Annotated in this window: 22 protein-coding genes; 2 read left to right on the top strand and 20 right to left on the bottom strand. The window is 38.2% G+C overall.

Features of this window, described 5'->3' with window-relative positions:
• Window positions 1–221: 221 nt before the first annotated feature.
• From spoIVB to nifS, 6 genes are all read right to left on the bottom strand, one after another.
• On the bottom strand, window positions 222–1,472 hold the full coding sequence (spoIVB, locus tag NE664_11500; protein ID MCQ4727268.1) for a SpoIVB peptidase: 1,251 nt from the start codon (window positions 1,470–1,472) through the stop codon (window positions 222–224).
• A gap of 268 nt (window positions 1,473–1,740) precedes the next feature.
• Entirely contained in the window at window positions 1,741–3,048 is a 1,308-nt protein-coding gene (locus tag NE664_11495) for a hemolysin family protein (GenBank protein MCQ4727267.1), read from the bottom strand.
• Window positions 3,049–3,183: 135 nt separating this feature from the next.
• Window positions 3,184–4,419, bottom strand: a complete 1,236-nt coding sequence (locus NE664_11490) for a serine hydroxymethyltransferase (GenBank protein MCQ4727266.1) — start codon at window positions 4,417–4,419, stop codon at window positions 3,184–3,186.
• 145 nt (window positions 4,420–4,564) lie between these two features.
• On the bottom strand, window positions 4,565–5,647 hold the full coding sequence (mnmA, locus tag NE664_11485) for a tRNA 2-thiouridine(34) synthase MnmA (GenBank protein MCQ4727265.1): 1,083 nt from the start codon (window positions 5,645–5,647) through the stop codon (window positions 4,565–4,567).
• Window positions 5,648–5,746: 99 nt separating this feature from the next.
• Window positions 5,747–6,178, bottom strand: coding sequence for a Fe-S cluster assembly scaffold protein NifU (gene nifU / locus NE664_11480; protein MCQ4727264.1), 432 nt, complete (start codon window positions 6,176–6,178; stop codon window positions 5,747–5,749).
• A 5-nt stretch (window positions 6,179–6,183) separates the two neighbouring features.
• Window positions 6,184–7,380, bottom strand: coding sequence for a cysteine desulfurase NifS (nifS, locus tag NE664_11475; protein ID MCQ4727263.1), 1,197 nt, complete (start codon window positions 7,378–7,380; stop codon window positions 6,184–6,186).
• A 308-nt stretch (window positions 7,381–7,688) separates the two neighbouring features.
• Here nifS and NE664_11470 point away from each other — a divergent pair, with 308 nt between their 5' ends.
• Window positions 7,689–8,099, top strand: a complete 411-nt coding sequence (locus NE664_11470) for a helix-turn-helix domain-containing protein (GenBank protein MCQ4727262.1) — start codon at window positions 7,689–7,691, stop codon at window positions 8,097–8,099.
• 52 nt (window positions 8,100–8,151) lie between these two features.
• On the opposite strand, the gene cysK is transcribed toward NE664_11470, so the two are convergent.
• Both cysK and NE664_11460 read right to left on the bottom strand, forming a co-directional pair.
• On the bottom strand, window positions 8,152–9,081 hold the full coding sequence (cysK, locus tag NE664_11465) for a cysteine synthase A (GenBank protein ID MCQ4727261.1): 930 nt from the start codon (window positions 9,079–9,081) through the stop codon (window positions 8,152–8,154).
• On the bottom strand, window positions 9,068–10,375 hold the full coding sequence (locus tag NE664_11460) for an O-acetylhomoserine aminocarboxypropyltransferase/cysteine synthase (protein ID MCQ4727260.1): 1,308 nt from the start codon (window positions 10,373–10,375) through the stop codon (window positions 9,068–9,070). The genes cysK and NE664_11460 overlap by 14 nt, the downstream gene beginning before the upstream one ends.
• Before the next feature lie 182 nt (window positions 10,376–10,557).
• On the opposite strand from NE664_11460, the gene NE664_11455 reads away from it, so the two are divergent.
• Window positions 10,558–11,553, top strand: a complete 996-nt coding sequence (locus tag NE664_11455; protein ID MCQ4727259.1) for a C45 family autoproteolytic acyltransferase/hydrolase — start codon at window positions 10,558–10,560, stop codon at window positions 11,551–11,553.
• 134 nt (window positions 11,554–11,687) lie between these two features.
• On the opposite strand, the gene NE664_11450 is transcribed toward NE664_11455, so the two are convergent.
• The 12 genes from NE664_11450 to NE664_11395 all read right to left on the bottom strand — a co-directional run bounded on the left by NE664_11450 (window position 11,688) and on the right by NE664_11395 (window position 21,583).
• Window positions 11,688–12,125, bottom strand: a complete 438-nt coding sequence (locus NE664_11450) for an Rrf2 family transcriptional regulator (protein MCQ4727258.1) — start codon at window positions 12,123–12,125, stop codon at window positions 11,688–11,690.
• A 51-nt stretch (window positions 12,126–12,176) separates the two neighbouring features.
• Window positions 12,177–13,871: a DNA repair protein RecN gene (recN, locus tag NE664_11445; GenBank protein ID MCQ4727257.1), complete on the bottom strand. Its 1,695-nt coding sequence runs from the start codon at window positions 13,869–13,871 to the stop codon at window positions 12,177–12,179.
• A gap of 15 nt (window positions 13,872–13,886) precedes the next feature.
• Window positions 13,887–14,342 (bottom strand): arginine repressor, encoded by a 456-nt coding sequence (argR, locus tag NE664_11440; protein ID MCQ4727256.1) that lies wholly within the window; start codon window positions 14,340–14,342, stop codon window positions 13,887–13,889.
• 1 nt (window position 14,343) lies between these two features.
• Window positions 14,344–15,198: an NAD(+)/NADH kinase gene (locus NE664_11435; GenBank protein ID MCQ4727255.1), complete on the bottom strand. Its 855-nt coding sequence runs from the start codon at window positions 15,196–15,198 to the stop codon at window positions 14,344–14,346.
• A 19-nt stretch (window positions 15,199–15,217) separates the two neighbouring features.
• A complete protein-coding gene (locus NE664_11430; GenBank protein MCQ4727254.1) occupies window positions 15,218–16,027 on the bottom strand; it encodes a TlyA family RNA methyltransferase in 810 nt (269 codons plus the stop codon).
• Window positions 16,020–17,900 carry a 1-deoxy-D-xylulose-5-phosphate synthase gene (dxs, locus tag NE664_11425; GenBank protein ID MCQ4727253.1) on the bottom strand — a complete coding sequence of 627 codons (1,881 nt, stop codon included), beginning with the start codon at window positions 17,898–17,900 and terminating at the stop codon, window positions 16,020–16,022. Before dxs ends, NE664_11430 begins: the two co-directional genes overlap by 8 nt.
• A gap of 32 nt (window positions 17,901–17,932) precedes the next feature.
• On the bottom strand, window positions 17,933–18,361 hold the full coding sequence (locus NE664_11420) for a divergent PAP2 family protein (GenBank protein MCQ4727252.1): 429 nt from the start codon (window positions 18,359–18,361) through the stop codon (window positions 17,933–17,935).
• Window positions 18,362–18,377: 16 nt separating this feature from the next.
• Window positions 18,378–19,262, bottom strand: a complete 885-nt coding sequence (locus tag NE664_11415) for a polyprenyl synthetase family protein (protein ID MCQ4727251.1) — start codon at window positions 19,260–19,262, stop codon at window positions 18,378–18,380.
• The gene (xseB, locus tag NE664_11410) at window positions 19,259–19,504 is read right to left on the bottom strand and encodes an exodeoxyribonuclease VII small subunit (GenBank protein ID MCQ4727250.1); all 246 of its coding nucleotides are present in this window, start codon (window positions 19,502–19,504) and stop codon (window positions 19,259–19,261) included. Before xseB ends, NE664_11415 begins: the two co-directional genes overlap by 4 nt.
• Window positions 19,497–20,711, bottom strand: a complete 1,215-nt coding sequence (xseA, locus tag NE664_11405) for an exodeoxyribonuclease VII large subunit (GenBank protein MCQ4727249.1) — start codon at window positions 20,709–20,711, stop codon at window positions 19,497–19,499. Before xseA ends, xseB begins: the two co-directional genes overlap by 8 nt.
• A 4-nt stretch (window positions 20,712–20,715) precedes the next feature.
• A complete protein-coding gene (gene nusB / locus NE664_11400; protein ID MCQ4727248.1) occupies window positions 20,716–21,117 on the bottom strand; it encodes a transcription antitermination factor NusB in 402 nt (133 codons plus the stop codon).
• 85 nt (window positions 21,118–21,202) lie between these two features.
• Window positions 21,203–21,583 carry an Asp23/Gls24 family envelope stress response protein gene (locus NE664_11395; GenBank protein MCQ4727247.1) on the bottom strand — a complete coding sequence of 127 codons (381 nt, stop codon included), beginning with the start codon at window positions 21,581–21,583 and terminating at the stop codon, window positions 21,203–21,205.
• Window positions 21,584–21,789: the final 206 nt, after the last annotated feature.

Raw genomic sequence — 21,789 nt, 5'->3', positions numbered from 1 at the left:
AATACCAACACAAAGCGCTGCATATTGTATTCCGCACTGCTCAATGCTATAAAAAATATACATCTTAGAGTTAACTCTAAGTCAATACCTTTTGACAAATAATTTTATTTTTATTTTAATATCTGCCAAATCAGCTTTTCAAAAATATTTTCTTAAAGAATATCCGTTAAAACACTAAAGCAATGGACAAGGCAATCGCCCTGTCCAAAATCTCTTTGTTTTTACTGAATCATATTTTCTATAAAAATCCCGTATCCTTTTGTTGGATCTTTTACAAAAACATGCGTTACCGCCCCTATTATCTTATTGTCTTGTATTATTGGGGAACCGCTCATTCCCTGTATAATTCCGCCTGTTTTTTCCAAAAGCCTCTGATCGGTAACTTTTACAACCATTCCTTTGTCAGCGCTTAATCCAAGCTTATTTATACTTTCTATACTAACCGAATATTCTTTCACGCCGTCGCCAAGCACATCGCTCAAAATAACTGCATTTCCCTCATGGACATCCTGCATTAAGCCTATTTCATAAGCTTCTCCGGCTAGTTCTTCCTCACCGAATCCATTCAAACTGCCGTTTATTCCGCAATCAGTGTTATTATCGACAGAACCAAGGCGGCTGCCTTTTGAAAGCCTTCCGGTAACTTCGCCGGGAACGCCAGCTTCACCCTTTTGTATTCCGAAAATTTCGGCATTTGTCAGCGTTCCTTCGGAAACAGGAGTAAGAGATTTGGTGTCAACGTCATAAACTCCATGACCCAGCGCCGCATAAGTTTTATTATCTTTGTCAATAAACGTAACCGTACCAAGCCCCTGTGTGGAGTCCCTTATCCAAACGCCTATTTTATATTCATTGTTTTCATTTTTTACAGGAGTTATATTAACATTGCTTTCTTTATTATCTCTTTTAATAGTAAGGTCAATTTCGTTGCCACCGGCGTCGTCTATAGCTTTTTGAAGATCCTCTTTTTCAACTATCGAAGAAGAGTTGCAGCTGATTATAATATCCCCCGTTCTCAAAACGCCGTCAGACGGCTTTGCCGTGCTGCCGTCGCTGCCTTTTACACTTCCCGTTCCCAGTACCAAAACACCTTCGGTTTTCATAACTATTCCAACAATTTTGCCGCTTGGAATAAGCTTTTTATTTGGCATAATATTAACGGAAACAGTTTTTATTGGTATTCCAAAGGCAGAAATTTCAGCCTTTGTTTCCCCGGCTTTAATTGGAGTCAAAATCGTATCCTGATTCAAATCAATTTCAATATTTTCAGTTACAGGCTCCGTGTCTATTCCTGAAACAACGATTTTTTCCTCGTCCCCTATATTTGCTTTTAAAGGAAGATTAAAAGATAAACTTTCTTGTTTGCCTACCATCAAATTTATTTCTTTTGGTATTAATACCTGTATTCCTAAAACCAAAACCAGCATAGCCGAAACTATAAAACATAATAAAAATTTCGCTCTTTTCCGCATAGCTTATAACCCTCCTTCATATTTAAAATTACCTTAAAAGGCGGGAGCTATTCAGACAAGATAGACCTTTTTTACACTGATTTTCTTTTTAAGTTGGAAAAATTTAAAAATTATCTTTTAAAACCTTTAAATATACGTGTTATTAATTTTTACAAAAATATTATATAAATTCATAACAAATTTTGTAGTCTATCTTTATTAATTAAAAAAGGCCATATCTAAGATATGGCCCTTTCATATATCAAAAATAAAATAAATTAACGTAGTCTTAACTATTGTTCACAGCATTTTTATGAACTTTTATTAATTCAATTCGTTTATCAAATATTTTTTCAATTTTAAAAACACATTGACCCACTTCTATTTTAGGCCGTTCGTTATCATCCGGTATTCTCTCAAGCTTACCGATTAAATAACCTCCTATAGTATCATAATCCTCGCTGTTTTCAAGTTCAATACCCAGGGCATCTGCAACATCCTCAATTTCAGTCGTTCCTTGTATCAAAAATGTGTTTTCATCAATTTGATAAATTTCTTCTTCCTCCTCATCATACTCGTCAAATATATTTCCCATTATTTCTTCAATTAAATCCTCCATTGTGACAATTCCGGCCGTTCCGCCGTACTCATCTATTACAACAGCCATCTGAACTTTATTTTTCTGCATGTCTTCAAACAGCTCATCCGTTTTTTTAGAAAACGGAACAAAATAAGGTTCTATTATAATATCGTTAAGTTGAAAATTTTGTCCGTTATTTCCGTCAATATAGAACTTCAATAAATCTCTCACACGGAAAATACCTATAATATCGTCAATATTCTCGTCATAAACAGGTATCCTTGAAAACTTTTCACCGCTTATAACTTCTATAACCTCATCCAAACTTGCGGAAATAGGCACAGCCACAATATCTGTTCTGTGCGTTGCTATATTTCCGACTATTGTATTATTAAATTCAAAAATATTATTTATCATATCCTTTTCACTTTGATCTATTGCTCCGTCTCCTTCGCTTGCATCAACTAACAACCTGATTTCTTCCTCAGTCACACTGTCGTCATTATTCTCAGGAACTATACCAAGCAAATTACTAACACGTTTTGATATCCAAAGCGATAAATATATAACCGGACATAATATAAAAGATACGGCTGAAACAAAGCTTATCGACGAACATACAATATCTTCGCTTCGTTTTGAACCAAAATTTTCTGCCAAAAGGCTTCCGAATAGAAGCATAGCTTCTGAAATTACCGCCGATATTATAAAAAGCCAAATATATGTATCCGCTGCAAAATATATTTCTAAGCTTTCTCCTCCGTTTTTAATCTGCCAAAAAAGAATAAAAACCAACATTGTTAAAAATACAACAAGAAGATTTATTACAAATTTAATGCCCGCTTTATAAACATCAATCCTATCTATTTTTTGATATATAAAAAAAGCCTTTTCATTCCCGTCTTCAGCGGCGCGTTTAATTTTATTTTTATTAATTTCACAGTATGCGGCCTCAAGCCTTTTAAAATAAATATATACTATAAATGCAAATACAACCGCTGCAATAGTAAGTTCCAATATATAAGCCTCCCAAAAAATAATTATATTATAATTTTATTATGAATACTTAATATTGTCAAGAAAGCGCCTCCACGCTATATAAAAATCCTGCAAAGCCTAAATAGGATTTGCAGGATTTTTAAAATCTGTTAATTAATATAATGGATATTTTTCTGTTAAAGCTTTTACCCTACGCCTTGCTTCTTCTTTATTTTTATCAAAATCTTTTAAAACCGACGATATTATATCCGCTATTTCCATCATATCGTTTTCTTTCATCCCCCTTGTAGTTACGGCAGGAGTTCCTATCCTAACTCCGCTTGTTACAAAAGGCGATTGCGGATCAAAAGGTATTGTATTTTTATTGCATGTAATATTTACCTCGTCAAGAAGTTTTTCAGCTTCTTTTCCTGTAATATTAAGCTTTCTTAAATCAAGAAGCATAAGATGATTATCCGTTCCTCCGGAAACAATGTCGATTCCATTATTTATAAATGCATTTGCCATCACAGAAGCATTTTTTACAACCTGTTTCATATATTCTTTATATTCCGGCTGAAGGGCTTCTTTAAAGCATACTGCTTTAGCGGCGATAATATGCATAAGCGGCCCTCCCTGAAGGCCCGGGAATATAGCTTTGTCAATAGCCTTGGCATATTCTTCCTTGCACATTATCATGCCGCCCCTCGGCCCTCTTAACGTTTTATGCGTTGTTGTTGTCACAAAGTCGGCGTACGGAACAGGAGAAGGATGTAACCCCGCAACAACAAGGCCGGCAATATGCGCAATATCAACCATAAGATATGCCCCGACTTCCTTAGCTATTTTCGAAAACCTTTCAAAATCAATAGTTCTTGCATATGCGCTTGCCCCCGCAACAATCATTTTCGGCTTTGTTTCTTTTGCAAGTTTTTCAAGGGCGTCGTAATCAATAAAACCCGTTTCATCAACTCCGTAAGGCACAATATTAAAATACAGCCCGGAAATATTCACGGGGCTGCCGTGTGTAAGATGACCCCCATGGTTAAGGTTCATGCCGAGTATCGTGTCTCCCGGCTTTAGCATGGCAAGGTAAACGGCAGTATTTGCAGAAGCTCCGGAATGAGGCTGAACATTCACATGATCGCATCCAAAAAGTTCTTTTGCCCTTTCCCTTGCAAGGTTTTCCGCAACGTCAACTTCAAAGCATCCTCCGTAATACCTTTTGCCCGGATATCCTTCGGCATATTTATTTGTAAGCGGAGAACCCATTGCCTCCATAACTGCCTTTGAAACAAAGTTCTCTGATGCAATAAGTTCTATATTGTTCCTTTGCCTGTTAAGCTCCCTGCAAACAGCGTCTGCAATTTCTGGGTCGCATTTTCTTACTTCATTAAAATCCAGATCCATTTTTTATCCTCCCAAAGCAATTGTCTTTGCAACAAAATCATTTGTCTTTTTATTGCGTGCAAACATATTATATCATATTTTTAGGCAAAAACAACCTATTTTTACTAAATATAATAAAAAATTACATAAACAGACATAAAATTCTTTACTCGCCTCCGATTATTGTCCCTCCACATACAACATAATCCCCGTCGTAAACGACAAGGGCTTGTCCGGGTGTTACGGCCCTTTGAGACTCGTCAAAAACGCACTTTATTTTGTTTTCATCTATCATGCTCACTTTGCATTTTGCTTTTTTATGGCTGTAACGTATTTTTGCTTCAGCCTCCATTTCTCCGTCTATATTTTCAAACGCCATAAAATTAACTTTATCGGCAAAAACAGTTTTTTTAAATAAACTTTCATTTTCACATAATACAACGTCGTTTGACTCCGGCCTTATCTCATAAACGAACATCGGCTTGCCAAACGAAATACCGAGCCCTTTCCTTTGGCCCACTGTGTAGTGCATAATTCCTTTATGCTTTCCCAGTATATTTCCGTCCATATCAATGAAATTTCCGCCTTTTATAACAATATCCCTGCTGGTTTCGATAAATTTTCCATAATCATTATCTGGAATAAAACATATTTCCATGCTGTCAGGCTTATCCGCAACCTTGAGGCCTATTTGATCGGCTACTTTGCGTACTTCGTCTTTATTATAAGTTCCCAAAGGCATTATAGTTTTTGAAAGCTGTTCCTGAGTCAAATTATAAAGAACATAAGTTTGATCTTTGTTTTTTGCATCAGACATCCTAAGCGTATACCGACCGGTATGCGGATGTTTTTCAATACGGGCATAGTGGCCTGTAGCTATATAGTCGGCGCCTATTTCCATTGTCCTTCTCAAAAGCGCTTCCCACTTTACATGCCTGTTGCATGCAATACAAGGATTAGGAGTCCTGCCGTTTAAATATTCGTCAATAAAATAATCTATTACATTTCTTTTAAATTCACGTTTAAAGTTCATAACATAATAAGGTATGTCAAGCATTTGCGCAACTTTTCGGGCGTCATCGACAGCAGATAGACCGCAGCACCCGCCATCGTCAATATCAACAGGGTTATCCTGCCAAATCTGCATAGTAGCCCCTATAACCTCATATCCGTCTTTTTTCAGCAGATATGCTGTAACGGAACTGTCAACGCCTCCCGACATTCCTACAACAACTTTCCCTTTATTCAAAAAACCACCGCTTTTCTTTTGAATATAATAAAAAACAATTATAGTATACCATAAAAATTAAAGCAAGGGAAATCCCTCGCTTTAATTTTTTTATTTATTTCAATGGTGATGTCTTTCGTCGTCAACATCTTCTACAGGCTCTTTAAGCCCTTCAATAGTTATGCCGTTTCTGCTTGCATAATCCCATAAAGCGGCGTTTAATGCCTCTTCCGCCAAGAGAGAACAATGTACCTTTACCGGAGGAAGGCCGTCGAGAGCCTCCATTACGGCTTTATTTGTAACTTTAAGCGCTTCGGAAATAGTTTTTCCTTTTACAAGTTCTGTAGCCATACTGCTTGTTGCGATAGCGGCGCCGCATCCGAAAGTTTTGAATTTCGCATCTTTTATAATATCGTCTTCAATTTTAAGTTCAACCTGCATAATATCCCCGCACTTTGCATTTCCCACGCGTCCCGTACCGCTTGGGTTATCGATACTTCCCATGTTCCTCGGGTTCATAAAATGATCCATAACTTTTTCTGTATATTCCATAAACATTACCTCTTTTCATTAGCATTTTGTTTCATATAGTCCTCATAAAGAGGGGACATACTCCTTAATCTTTCAACTATCCCCGGAAATTTATCAATTACATAATCAACGTCCTCCTGTGTGGTATCCCTTCCAAGAGTCATCCTGACAGAACCGTGGGCTTCTTCATGTTTCAGACCTAAAGCCAGCAGCACATGAGAAGGATCCAAGCTTCCCGAGGTGCATGCAGATCCGCTTGAAGCCATTATCCCATTCATATCCAAAAGCATAAGCATGGATTCTCCCTCAATAAAATCAAAAGAAATATTACAGTTGCCCGGCAGCCTTTTATCAGGATGCCCGTTAAGCCTTGTATGCGGAACAGATTTCATAATTCCGTCGATAAGCCTGTTTCTTAATGATGTTAATCTCTTTATTTCACTTTCCATTTCATTTTGAGCAAGTTCAACAGCTTTACCAAGCCCTACAATTCCGGCTACGTTTTCGGTTCCTGCCCTTCTCTTCCGTTCCTGTGCGCCTCCGTAAATAAGCGGTTTGATTTTTACGCCTTTCCTGATATAAATTGCGCCAATTCCTTTAGGAGCGCCAAGCTTATGACCGGAAAGAGATAAAATATCGATTCCCATCTCATTAACGTCTATAGGAACATGTCCCACAGCCTGTACTGCGTCTGTATGGAAAACAACATTGTGTTTTTTTGCAATTTTTCCGATCTCGGCAATCGGCTCAATCGTTCCTACTTCATTATTAGCCATCATAATTGAAATTAAAACTGTATCGGGCCGAATCGCCTTTTCAACGTCATCCGGATCCACAAGCCCGTATTTATCAACAGGGAGATACGTTACATCAACGCCTTTTTCTTCTTGAAGATACTCCGCCGTATGGAGTATTGCATGATGTTCTATAGAAGTAGTAATTATATGTTTTCCTTTATCTTTAAGCGCTGAAACGACGCCTCTTAACGCCCAGTTATCGGACTCGCTTCCGCCTGCTGTAAAATATATTTCCGAAGCGTCTGCCCCAAGCGCGTCCGCCACTTGTTCACGAGCTTTATCTACAGCTTTTTTTGCTTTTTGCCCAACGGAATAAGGAGTTGAAGCATTGCCGTATTCTTCTGTAAAATACGGCAGAATTTCTTCTAAAACTTCTTTCCTTACAGGCGTAGTTGCAGCATTATCAAAATATACAATTCTTTTCATGGCAAAAACTCCTTTATATTTAATACATGAAATTTTTTAATTATGGTCAAAATAATATTACAATATCAGCTATATAACAAATAAAATCGATAAGTTATCATTTTACGCACTTAAATTTTCTTTTTATGAATTCGCATTGTCAATTTGTGACATCTTCTTTCCAATAACTTTACTTCTTTGTTATAATATTTGTTGTATAGCATAAAACATAATTTGTTGTTAATAAATTATTGATATATAGACTATAAACAGTAAGAAATCCCTAGTTAGTATATATTATATCAACCAATCTTATTCGAGGTGACATTATGGAATTTAAAGAGAGGCTAAAAAGCCTAAGAAAAGAAAATAAACTCACTCAAAGCACCCTGGCAAATTTTTTAAATTACGGTTATACTGCAATCTCCAATTATGAATCAGGCAGGAATGAGCCTTCTATTAAAGATTTAAAAAAAATTGCCAAATACTTTGATGTTTCTATGGACTATCTTCTTTGTGTAAACGATATTAAAAATCCATATATCGAAAGCGAGTACCCAAAACAGTTTGATGATTTTAAAAATATATACAGCAACTTATCAGATGAAAAGCGTCAAACACTTGACTACTTTATGCACTGGCTTTTAGAGGAACAGCAGAAAGAACAAAAATCCGTTCACGGTAAAATCCAAAAAGTTGCGCAGGAACCTCCTGTTTATAAAACAAAAAACAATAGCTAATTATTTAAAAGGCAAGTGGAAAAACTTGCCTTTTGCTATGATTTTAAAGCAGTCACCTATTAAACATAGGCGTAGACAAATATCTTTCACCTGTATCCGGAAACAGCACTACTATTACCTTGTCTTTATTTTCATGGCGTTTAGCCAATTCTTTCGCCGCCCATGCGGCCGCGCCTGATGAAATGCCAACAAGCAGCCCTTCTTTCTGAGCAATCTCCCTGCCGGTTTCAAATGCATTTTCATTACTCACTTTAATTATCTCATCATATATTCCGGTATCAAGATTTTCAGGAATAAATCCTGCGCCAATCCCTTGTATTTTGTGCGGTCCGGGCAGCCCCCCCGAAAGCACGGGAGAATCTTCCGGTTCAACTGCAACTATCTTAATGTTGGGATTTTTAGCTTTTAAAGCTCTTCCAACTCCGGTAATTGTACCTCCTGTTCCAACCCCTGCAACAAATATATCAATTTTTCCGTCGGTATCTTCCCAAATCTCAATTCCCGTTGTATTTTCATGCGCTTTTGGATTTGATTTATTGTTAAATTGGCTTAAAATAATAGAATTAGGCGTTTCTTTATTCAATCTTTCGGCTTCGGCAATAGCGCCTTTCATCCCTTTGCTTCCGTCTGTCAAAACAAGTTCAGCTCCATATGCTTTTAAAAGGTTCCGCCTTTCGACGCTCATGGTTTCAGGCATCGTAAGTATAACCTTATATCCTCTGGACGCCGATATGGCCGCTATTCCTATTCCGGTATTTCCGCTTGTCGGTTCAATTATTACCGTATCTTTATTTATTTCGCCCCTGTTTTCGGCGTCCTCAATCATAGCTTTTGCAATCCTGTCCTTGACGCTTCCGGCAGGATTAAAATACTCCGTTTTAGCCAAAATTCTTGCTTTAAGTCCGTTATTCGTTTCAAAATTCTTTAATTCGATAATAGGAGTCCTTCCCACTAATTCCGTTATGGACTTATATATCTTCATTGAAATTCACTCCTTTAAATGCTTCTTCCAAATCAAAAATAATGTCGCTTATATGTTCAGTACCGATAGAAAGCCTTATTGTATTAGGCTTAATACCGCTTGTTTCAAGTTCATTTGCAGTCATCTGCGAATGTGTTGTGGAAGCAGGATGTATTACAAGCGATTTAACGTCCGCAACATTAGCCAATAGAGAAAATACACTCAAATTATCAATGAATTCTTTCGCTTCTTTTTCGCCGCCTTTAATTTCAAAAGTAAAAATCGAACCGGCTCCGCTAGGAAAATATTTTTCATAAAGATTATTATATTTACTTTCTTTAACAGCCGGATGGTTTACTTTTTCAACGTACGGATGATTCTTGAGAAATTCAACTGTTTTAAGTGAATTTTCAACATGCCTTTCCACTCTCAAAGAAAGCGTTTCAAGCCCCTGCAGCAACAAAAATGCGTTAAACGGCGATATTGCCGCCCCCATATCCCTTAAAAGCACCGCCCTAATTTTAGTTACAAACGCCGCTTTTCCAGCCGCCTTAACGAAACTTATTCCATGATAGCTTGGATTTGGTTCCGTAAGTCCCGGGAATTTTCCGCTTCCCTCCCAGTCAAAATTTCCGCTGTCAACAATGACGCCGCCTAAAGATGTTCCGTGGCCGCCTATAAATTTAGTTGCCGAGTGTACAACAATATCTGCCCCGTGTTCTATCGGCCTGAACAAAAATGGAGTTGCGAATGTATTATCGACAATTAAAGGTATTTTATTCTCATGCGCAATCTTTGCAACTTCTTCAAAATCTATTATATTGCTGTTTGGATTTCCAAGCGTTTCAATAAACACAGCTTTTGTATTTTGTTTAATGGCTTTTTCAAAATTTGCAGGGTCGTCGCCGTTTACAAAATCAGTTTCAATCCCATAGTCCTTAAGCGTATTTGCAAGAAGATTATATGTTCCTCCATACACGGTAGACGCCGAAACAATGTGATCTCCCGCATAAGCGATATTTTGTATTGCATATGCGATGGCGGCTGCTCCTGAAGCCACTGCAAGAGCCGCAACCCCTCCTTCAAGAGCCGCTATCCTTTTTTCAAATACGTCTTGGGTAGGATTTGTAAGCCTTCCGTATATATTCCCCGGTTCGCTTAAATTAAACCGGCCTTCTGCCTGAGAGCAGTTATCAAAAACATAGCTGGTAGTTTGATATATCGGAACAGCTCTTGCTCCTGTTGCACTGTCTGCAGTTTCCTGTCCTGAATGAAGCTGTAATGTCTCAAATTTGTAATCTCTGCTTTTTTTCATTTGTATCGCCGCCTTTTTATAATTCATATAATTCCTATCGATTTAGTATGATATAATTATAGTATTCTTACTGTATTTTGTCAATATAAAAATTATTTTTTCTCTTGACATAAAATTTTTAATAACTTATTCTGAAAATATGGTTGGCGCCTTCCTCTAATTTAAAGCAAAGGGGAATTATAATGTATCATTCAATCTGGAAAAACAGCCACTATGAAGCCGGTCTAAGATACGGAAAATCGCTTTTCAAAAAAGGCATTAACCCGATTTCTGCACGCAGTATAACAAAATTACAGAAAGAGTTTTCGGCTGCGTGCCTTCCGTTTTATATTAAATATTATCCGGAAATTACAGAAGAGATTCAAGGAATTGCAGACGGGCTCAATATAGATTTTAGTTCAATTGCAGATTTTTTATTTACAATGTACTGCTTTACTTATGAAAACAACTGCTCATGCTTTGCTTTCAGCAAAGGAAACAAAACAATATTGGCAAGAAACAGTGATTTTTTATCTAATATAAGAAAACTTTGCGACAGCGCGTACTATAACCTTAAAGACGGATATCGATTCATAGGCAACACCACATCATGGACTGAAATTGAGGACGGAATAAACATACACGGCCTTGCCGCCGGACTCACATTTATATATCCTGTAAAAATAAAGCCGGGAATAAATGCAGGTTTAATGATAAGATATATATTGGAAAAATGCAAAAACGTAAACGAAGCTGTTGCGGCTGCAAAATCACTTCCTATATCTTCACAGCATACAATTATGCTTGCCGATAAAAGCGGCAAAACAGCGCTTCTGGAATGTTGCTGCGATAAAGTAAACGTAATATATCCTAAAGAAAAAACTTATTTATTTACAACCAATCACTTTAATTCGCCAGAAATGTTGGCATATCAATATAAAGGAACAGATGATATTCATTCTCATGAAAGGTATAAAACAATTAAGGAAGCTTTTGAAAAAGAATTTGAACCTTCAGTTAAATTTTCAGCGGATTTGCTGTCAGGTAAATATGGGTTTATGTGCCAATATAACCGAAAAAACGGAATGGATACAATTTGGGCCTCTGTTTTTGACGTAACCGATTTAAAAATATACAGAGCTGAAGGAAATCCTTCAAGAAAAGGCTTTATTGCCGATAAAAGGCTTTTTAAACTCTAATGTTATTCATAGGCCAAGCTTACAATTTCCCCGGAAAATATAAGGCTTAAAAAACCCCGCAGCCGTTAAAAAGCAAACAGTATCCGGTTAATTATATGTTTTATCCGGAAACGCTCATCCTCGGCTGCGGGTTTTTATATCATATAGTCGTCAAATTGATTTTTATTATATTCATTTACTAAATCTTCAAGCGTGTACTTGTCAATATATTCATTAATTACATGGTAAAGGCCATCCCAAAAATTTCGCGTTCCACATTGGTTCAGCCTTTCACAATGCTCGCCGTTTCCATCAAGGCATGAAATAGGAGCAAGATTTCCTTCGGTAACCCTCAAAATATCTCCCACCGAATAATCTTTCGGCTCGCGCGTAAGCTTGTATCCTCCGGACGGGCCGCGCATACTTCTAATATACCCAACCTTACAAAGCAACGCTATAATTTGTTCCAAATATTTAAAAGATATACCCTGCCTGCTGGATATGTCCCTAAGCGGCACATTGCCGCCATTGCTGTGAACGGCAATATCAACCATAAGCCTCAACGCATATCTCCCTTTAGTTGAAATTTTCATCACAAATCGCCACCTTTCATATCCATATTTTAATATAGAGCTTGTATAAATTTATTTAAGGCTTTTTTTAAAACTTTGGGCATCCTCTTTCATTTTAGCGGCGGCCTTCTCAACAATGCCTCCGTTATCCCCGCCCATAAGCCTTGATATCTCATTTACAGAGCCATAGTTATCAAGACAAATTATATTCGTAATTGTTTTATTTCCTTCTACGCTTTTTTCAATAAGGAAATGATTATCGGCCATTGCCGCGATTTGCGGCAAATGGGTTATACATAAAATTTGACGTTTTTTCGCTATAGCCGCCATCTTTTCACCTACACGCGACGCTGTTTTGCCGCTTACGCCCGTATCTATCTCATCAAATATGAATGTATCAATAGTTTCGGCATCGGCAACAACTGTTTTAAGCGCCAGCATAATCCGGCTCATTTCGCCTCCGGAAGCGATTTTTGAAAGAGGCTTCAATTCTTCTCCCAAATTTGGAGAAATGAGAAACTCCACTGTATCGTTGCCTTTAAAGCTAAATGTTTCTTTCTTTTTAACATTAATTTTAAATTCAGCATTTCTCATTTCAAGATCTTTAAGCTGTTTTTCAATTTCTATGCTTAGTTCTTCAGCCCTGCGCCGTCTTATATCAGTCATTATATCACAGCCGTTTTTTATTTGGGCAAGAAGTTCTTTCTTTTTCGCAATCAGCTTTTCAAGCGTTTCGCCGCTGTTAATAATAAAATCAAGTTCCTGCTGAGCCTTATCTCTAAACTCAAGTATATCGTGCACAGTAGGGCCGTATTTCTTTTTAAGATTATATATTAAATCAAGACGTTCCTCTATTTCTTCAATTTCATCGGGATCGCCGTCAATTTCACTGTTATATCTCCTAATATCGCGAACGGTATCTTCCAGAGAATCGCTCACCTCATTTAAAGCATTGTATATTTTAAGGGCGTCCGAATCAAATTCTTTCAGTTCATTCATCAAATTCAAAGCATGGCCGATTTGATCCGATGCAGAAAGTATTTCATCCTCTCCTTCATATAAAAGCTTGAGGCTTTCCCTCGTATTTCTCATAACTTTGTCTATATTATTAAGATAATCCCGGCGTTCATTAAGAATATTTTCCTCATTCTCTTTCAAAGCCGCGTCATTAATTTCATTGATCCTAAACTCAAGCTTTTCTATTTTATCCCTAATATCGTATTCTTCACCACTTAGACTTTTTATCTCGCCAATAACAGTTTTATATTCTTTTATTATATCGCCCATATTTCTTTTAATATCATCAATTTCGGGCATACAAAAACTGTCAAGTATATCTATATGCTTTGCAGGATTCAGCAAAGACTGGTGTTCATGCTGACCATGCACATCAATAAGGCTTTCTGACAGACGTTTAAGCATAGAAACAGTAACAGGAGTTCCGTTAATCCTGTTAGAACTTTTTCCTTCAGACGACAATGTTCGCTGTATAATAACGGCATTATCCTCTATTTCGATTCCCATTTGTTCAAACTGTCTTTGTATTTCATCGTTTGAAATTTCAAACTCAGCCACAACCTGTGCATTTTTTGCGCCTGTACGCACAAAATCTTTGGACGCCCTTTCTCCGAGTACAAAATTAACAGAATCTATTATCATGCTTTTTCCCGCGCCTGTTTCGCCTGTAAGTATATTAAGGCCGTATCCAAACTCTATGTCGGCTTTTTCTATCAGCGCCGCATTTTTTATATGTAATCTTAAAAGCATTGTTTTTCACCTGATTTATTCTGCATTTATAATGCGGTTAAGTTTCTGTATAAATTCCACTGCCTGACTGTGCGTTCTTGCTACGCAGAACACCGTGTCGTCTCCGGCTATAGAACCGAGAATATCGCTGTTTTCCATATTGTCAACGGCAACTGCAACCGCCATTCCCATTCCGTTAAGAGTTTTAATAACAATCATATTCTGAGCAAAATCCATTTTTATAACGGCGTCTTTAAAAACCCTGATGAGCCTTTCGGAAACTTCGGCGTCTGTGGTTGTAATTGAAACATATTTTTGCTTTCCGTTTTCTGTTGCCATTTTTGTCAGCTTAAGTTCGCGTATGTCTCTTGAAATTGTGGCTTGAGTAACGGCAAAACCTTCATCACGCAGCATTTGTGCCAGGTCCTCCTGTGTTTCAACATTGTTGTTTTCTATAATTTCAAGAATTTTTGTCTGTCTGGCTATTTTCAATTTACCTGCCTCCTCGTCCGAACATTTTTTCTCTCAAGACGTCATAAAAACCCAGATCCCCTGTTTTTATAATGCTTGTATAAAACTGCGATTTCCTTATTATAATATAATCCCTGTGTTCAAGCGGGCATATGCTTTGACCGTCGACAACCACAAATATCCTGTGACGCGGCGCCGTATTTATAACAAGCTTTACAATGTCGTCGGCTCCTACTACAATACTCCTTGCATGAAGCTTATGCGGGCATATCGGCGTTATTGCAAGCATTTTCGCATCGCTTTTTAATATAGGCCCTCCGGCCGCCAAATTGTATGCCGTCGAGCCTGTAGGGGTTGAAACAAGAATACCGTCGCCAAAAAAGTCGTCGATATATTCATTATTAACAAACACTCCTACATCCGATATGCTTCCCCTTGAAATGCTGACTTCGTTTAAAGCTATAACGCTCCTTCTGTAATCCCTTGAAGTATATATATCTCCTTGAAGCATCATCCTTTTTTCAAGCTTAAAATCTCCCCTGAGGACTTTTTTTACTGCCGTTTCCATTTCGTCTACGTTGCTGTCCGTTAAAAATCCGAGATGTCCGAGATTAATTCCCATAATAGGCGTATTATATTTTGCGGCCCGTTTTCCGACGCTGAGCATCGTTCCATCGCCGCCAAGAGCAATTATAAAATCGCTTTCCCTGTAAATCATATCATCGCGAGCGGAATACTGCTCAAATCCCGCCGTTTCAGCCGCGTTTTCACTTATCATAGGAATGCAGCCAAGCCTCAAAAGAAGTTTTGTTATTTCCTTAGTTGCGTTATAGTTCTCGTCTTTTCTTGTGTTTGGCAAGATACCTATTCTTTTCATTGGGGCTCTCCTATTTTTATTATAATTCATCATGAGAAACATATGCAATATTATTTGCTAAGGCATATGCTTCCGGTTTTGAAATTCCCTGATTTAACTTGTCAAGAAGTATTAAATATTCGATATTTCCTTCCGGACCTTTAATTGGCGAATAATCTATGCCTTTAATACCAAGGCCGTTTTCAAAAGCAAAGTCTATAATTTTTACAATAACGTTTCTGTGAACATCTAAATCCTTAACCACGCCTTTTTTTCCTACTTTTTCCCTTCCCGCTTCAAACTGCGGCTTTATAAGGCATACAACCTGCCCGTCGTCCTTCAGCCTGGATAAAGTGGGAGGAAGGACCATTGTAAGAGAAATAAACGAAACATCTATTGAAGCAAAATCAGCTAATTCGGGAACATGATTTTCCGTCAGATACCTGACGTTTGTTTTTTCAAGGCAGACAACCCTTTCATCATTGCGCAGTTTCCATGCAAACTGGCCATATCCCACATCTATAGAATAAACTTTAACTGCCCCGTTTTGCAGCATACAATCTGTAAACCCGCCTGTCGAAGCCCCTATATCCATACAAATTTTGCCGCGCAAGTCAATATTAAACTTATTTATGGCCTTTTCCAGCTTATAACCCCCGCGGCTTACATACTTCATTTGGCTGCCTTTTGCAGTAATCTCAGCTTTAACGTCTACTTTTGTGCCTGCCTTATCTTCCTTTTGACCGTTAACATACACAACTCCGGCCATTATCATAGCTTTTGCTTTTTCCCTGCTTTCTGCAATCCCGTTTTGAACCAGTAATATATCAAGTCTTTCCTTATCAGCCATTCTGTTCTTTTCCTTTTTCTAAAATACTCTTTATACTGTTGTATAAGCCCTCGGAATCAAGCCCGTATCTTTTAAAAAGCTGTTCCCTCGTTCCCTGTTCAATAAACTTATCCGGAAAACCGAAAGCTTTGAACTCTATTCCGTTCTTTCGGCACACAACGCTTTCAATACAGCTACCAAACCCTCCGGCAACAATATTATCTTCAACAGTAAATATATACTCGCATTTTTCACATATATAATTTACAGCTTCAATATCTAAAGGCTTTATAAATCTGATATTTACAAGCGCCGGACTATATCCTTCCTCTTTAAGTTTATCAACAGCCCCTTTGGCATAACGGAACATAGTTCCACAGCTTAAAACTGCAATTTCACATCCGTCTTCAACAATTTCAGCCTTTCCGTATTCCACTTCTTCGTTTATGTTCCATTCCTCTTCCGCATCGCTTCTGGGATAACGGATTGCAACAGGTCCATCCATGGCGACAGCTTTTGAGAGCATATTTTTAAGTTCTTTTCCCGAACGGGGAGCCATAATGGTTAAATTGGGGATACCCGACAAATACGAAATATCAAATATTCCCTGATGTGTTTCACCGTCGGCGCCGACAATGCCCGCCCTGTCAATGGCAAATATAACATGAAGGTTCTGCATTGCAACATCGGTTATTATTTCATCATATGCCCTTTGAAGGAATGTAGAGTAAACTGCAAAAACAGGTATAAACCCTGAGGCCGCTATACCGGCGGCAAAAGTAACCGCATGCTGCTCTGCAATTCCTACGTCGAAAAACCTTTTAGGGAATGTAAGCTGAAAATCATCCAAACCTGTGCCGCTTGTCATGGCCGCGCTAATTGCCACAAGCTTCTTATTTTCCCTGCCCAGCGAAACCATTGTATCGCCAAAAACTTTTGAGAAAGATGTTTTTTTATTCTTTGAAGTCGGACATCCGTTTTTTATATTAAAACTGCCGACGCCATGATAATCCCATGGCAACTGCTCGGCGAAACGATAGCCTTTTCCTTTTTTTGTTCTTACATGAAGAAGCACAGGGCCGTTTATTTTTTTTATATTATTAAGAACATCGATTAATTCGTCAAAATTGTGTCCGTTAACAGGTCCGACATAGTTAAATCCAAGTTCTTCAAACATAATTCCCGAAACAAGAAAAAATTTTATCCCGTCTTTTATCTTTTCGATAGTTTTATCTAAAGTCATCCCTATAACGGGAATTTTATCCAAGACTTTATGCACGCCTGCCTTCGCATTTAAATAGGCTTGGGCAGTTCTTAAATCATTCAGATGCCTTGAAACCGCCCCGACATTATTTGATATCGACATCTGGTTATCGTTAAGCACAACAAGTATGTTTGTATTGCTCCTGCCGGCATTATTAAGCGCTTCATAAGCAAGGCCGCCTGTCATAGAACCGTCGCCGATAACGGCAACTATCCTTTCATTCGAACCTTTTAAATCTCTTGCTATGGCCATTCCTAGGGCGGCCGAAATTGAAGTTGAACTATGTCCGGTGGCAAAAGAGTCATATTTTGACTCTGAAGGCTTAGGGAACCCGCTCAACCCGTCTAGCTGTCTTAAGTTTTTAAATCCTTCTTTTCTTCCCGTAAGTATCTTATGTATATAAGCCTGATGCCCTACATCCCAAACAATTTTGTCTTTTTCCAAATCCATTGTATAGTGCAGAGCCATAGTAAGTTCAACAACTCCAAGATTTGAAGCTAAATGCCCGCCTGTCTTTGAAATATTTTCAAGCAAAAATCCCCGTATTTCTTTCGCAAGCCGCGGAAAATCTTTAACAGGTATTTTTTTAATGTCGTTAGCTTTGTTTATACTGTCTAAAAGTTTATCCAAAAAACACACCGCTTTCCTAATCTTAAAAATCCCTAAAATAAACACCCTACAATAACGCCGAGTATCGCTCCGCACACAACCTGTAAAGGCGTATGTCCCAACAGTTCTTTAAGGTGTTCGTCAAATTTTAAATCTGTGTGCATAAACAAAAGGTTAATAGCCCGGGCTTGTTTCCCTGCCGCACGCCTTACTCCCGCCGCATCATACATTACTATCAGGCTAAACACACAGCTTACTGCAAAAATAGGAGAATCAAATCCATAAATTTTGCCTATGCATGTAGTCATAGATGCAACAAAAGCAGAATGTGAGCTTGGCATACCGCCGGCGCCGTACAATCTTGAGAGTATAACCTTCCTATCTGAAATAAACGTAAGTATTACTTTAATTACTTGGGCAATAAACCAAGCCAACAATGCAGCCCGTAAAGTCGTGTTATTAAAAAGCTGAACAAATCCCATATTTTCACACCCTTGATCAAAACTTCCTGTCGATTAAATATTTTGTAAGTTCAACAAGAAATTCAGCCCTATCCCCAAAATTTTCAAGCAGTTCAACCGCTTCGGCCGAAAGCCTCTTAACAATTTTAATAGATTCATCCACTCCGTAAATTGTTACATAAGTGCTTTTTTGATTTTTTTCATCACTTAAAACAGGTTTGCCCAACTCTTCCTGCGTTCCTATAACGTCAAGTATGTCGTCCTGTATCTGGAAAGCTACTCCTATCTTTTCCCCCGCCGATTCTAAAATTTCAATTGATGTGTCGTTTGCCCCGCCTAAAACGGCTCCGGCCTTTAATGCAGCCTGTATCATAGCGGCGGTTTTATTTTTATGAATATATTCAAGGGTTTTAATATCAATATTCTTTCCTTCGCTTATAACGTCGACAACCTGTCCTACAAGCATACCGCAAGTCCCGGCTCCGTCAGCTATAGCTTTCATAGCTTTTGCGCTTTTTTCATCGCATGTTCTGCAAACCGCGTCGGCCATAGTTTGAAACGCATGGCTCAAAAGCGCGTCGCCTGCAAGTATGGCTATATTTTCGCCAAAAGCTTTATGGTTTGTAAGCCGTCCCCTTCTGAAGTTGTCATTGTCTATTGCCGGTAAATCATCATGTATAAGCGAATATGTGTGGATCATCTCAATGGCGCAGGCAAAAGGCGCGGCGTTGTCATCCTTCCCGTCAAACAAACGGTTTGCGGCTAAAAGCAAAATCGGCCTTAGCCTTTTGCCGCCGGCAAAAACCGAATACCGCATTGATTTAAATATAATTTCCGGATACTCGGATTCTTTTGGCAAATATCCGTCCAATTTTCTGTCTATATATTCCCTTTTTTCTTTCAATTCAAGTTCCAGATTCATATTTTTTCCTCCGTAAGACCGTCAAATGGCTCAAGGCTGTATTTCCCGTCAAAAGCTTCTTTCAATTCCATAACTTCTTTTTCAGCCGAATCAAGCGTGTTGCGGCAAAATAAAGTAAGCTCCATTCCCTCTTTATAGAGGGCTATAGACTTCTCAAGGGTAATTTCGCCGTTTTCAAGCTGTTCGGCTATTTCTTCAACTCTTTCCAAAGCATCCTCATAGGAAATTTTCTTTTTAGCCATTACTTTCAATCCTTTCCATTACTGTTGCATATATCTCCCCGTCCGTAACCCTAACGGAAATTTTTTCTCCTTGTTTTATACTTTTAACTGAAGATATAAGCTTTCCGTTTTCGGAAAACGCAATGCTGTAGCCCCTTTTAAGCGTTCCTAAAGGCGAAAGCAGTTCAAGCCTCTCAACAGAATGTTTAAAAAGTTCCTTTTTCGCAGAAAAATTATTTAAAACCGCTTTGTCCATTGATTTTTTACATTTGTCCAAAAGTATGCTGTTGTTTGCCAAATTCTCATACACTCTTTTAAAAGCCCTGTTCTTTGAAACAGACAAAACATATGATTTATTGTCGGCAATATATTTTTTCATAGCAAAGTTCAGCCTTTGACGCACTGAATTAAGAACGGCCAAATCGCCTTCAACGTCGTTAACGGCAAGTTCGGCGGCGGCCGAAGGCGTAGGGGCTCTTAAATCAGCCACAAAATCCGATATTGTGAAATCCGTTTCATGCCCAACTGCCGAAATAACCGGTATATCTGAAGCAAATATCGCCCTCGCAACGCTTTCTTCATTAAACGCCCATAGGTCTTCTATGCTTCCTCCTCCGCGCCCCAAAATTATGGTATCGGCGCCGCCCCAGTTATTAACAGCTTTTAACGCATTAACAATAGACGCCGCCGCATTTTCTCCTTGGACAAGAACAGGCGCAACTACAATCCGGACACTCTTATTGCGCCTTTTTGCTATATTAATTATATCGCGTACAGCCGCCCCGGTAGGAGAAGTTATAACGGCTACGGTTTCAGGTTTACTGCATATTTCACGCTTGAAATCGCCGTCAAAAAGCCCTTCCTTTTCCAGTTTGTTTTTAAGCCTGTCATATGCGGCAGTAAGCGCGCCAATTCCAACGGGCTGTATCAGTTCCCCGTAAAATTGGTACTGTCCCGTTTTTTCATATATAGAAATATAACCACAAACAACCGCTTCCATACCATTTTCGGGTTCAAAAGGCAGCATTTGCGCATTTCCTCGAAACATTATACAGTTTATGGCGCTTTCTCCATCTTTTAAAGTAAAATAAAGATGTCCTGAAGAGTGGCGTTTATAATTTGAAATCTCGCCCTTAATCCAAAGACTTTGAAGTATAAAATCCTTTTCAATAAGCTCCCTTATATACCGGTTAATTTGTGTAACAGAAAATACACGCGGTTCTATCACAAAATCACCTCTGTGATATTTTGCCCAAAATACCGTTAATAAATCCCGGGGCTTGATCCGAACTGTATTTTTTGGCAATTTCAACCGCTTCATTTATAACAATTCCGTCAGGAGTTTCATCGTCATACAACATTTCATAAACTGCAAGCCTTAAAATTGCCAAATCAACTTTATTAAGCCTTTCAATCGTCCAGCCTTTTAAGTTTTCGCTTATAATCTTATCAATATCGCTTATATGTTCTACCGTTCCGTCTACGGCCCTAACTATGTAATCCATATCGCCGCCTCCAATATCAGGATTTTCATCAAAAAATATTTTTTTGCTGTTATCAATCTCTTCATTATTAAAAAAATCCAACTGAAACAGAAGGCTGAAAGCATTTTTCCTGGCGTTTGTCCTACTCATTTTTTCTCCTCCGTGTCAACTTCAAAATCCATAAAGCAAAGTAACCCTCAGGCGCCAATTCCTAAGGGTATCTTTTTTTGCCGGATTACTCTGCTTCTTTTTCCTCTTTCTTCGCTTTTTCCATAACTACTGCACTTATATTAATATCAACGGCGTTAACTAAAAGGCCTGTCATTGTTTCAACTGCATTTTTAACTTTTGTCTGAACCTCTTCAGCGGCCGCACGGAGTTTGGTTCCATATTTTACAGCAATTTCAACTTCAATAGACGCTTCTCCGTCCTCTACAAAAACTTTTATTCCTTTTGCAAGGTTTTTCTTACCGAAAAGGCCGGCAATAGATTCAACCGTTGCCCCTGCAACGGCTATAACTCCATCCACTTCGGCGGCCGCCGCCCCTGCTATAATTGCTATCACCTCATCCGCAATCTGTATCTGGCCGAGTTTATTATCTGAATATTCTGACATATTTATTTCCTCCTTAATATAGAACACGCCTTTTAAAAGCAAAACTTCATTTTTAAATGCGTTAACTATGTATATTATAACAGATTTTATGCACAATGCAAAACATTTTATGCATCATATTTATAACAAAAGGCGCAAATGAAAAGCGTCCTTATAATAAACGCTTTATATGCAGTAATTATTATAAGCGGACGCTTTAAAAATAT

Source organism: Anaerotignum faecicola, from assembly GCA_024460105.1.
Taxonomy (GTDB): Bacteria; Bacillota; Clostridia; order Lachnospirales; family Anaerotignaceae; genus JANFXS01.
The sequence above is the reverse complement of the archived record's forward strand: the minus strand, read 5'-3'. Positions and strand labels throughout refer to the sequence as shown.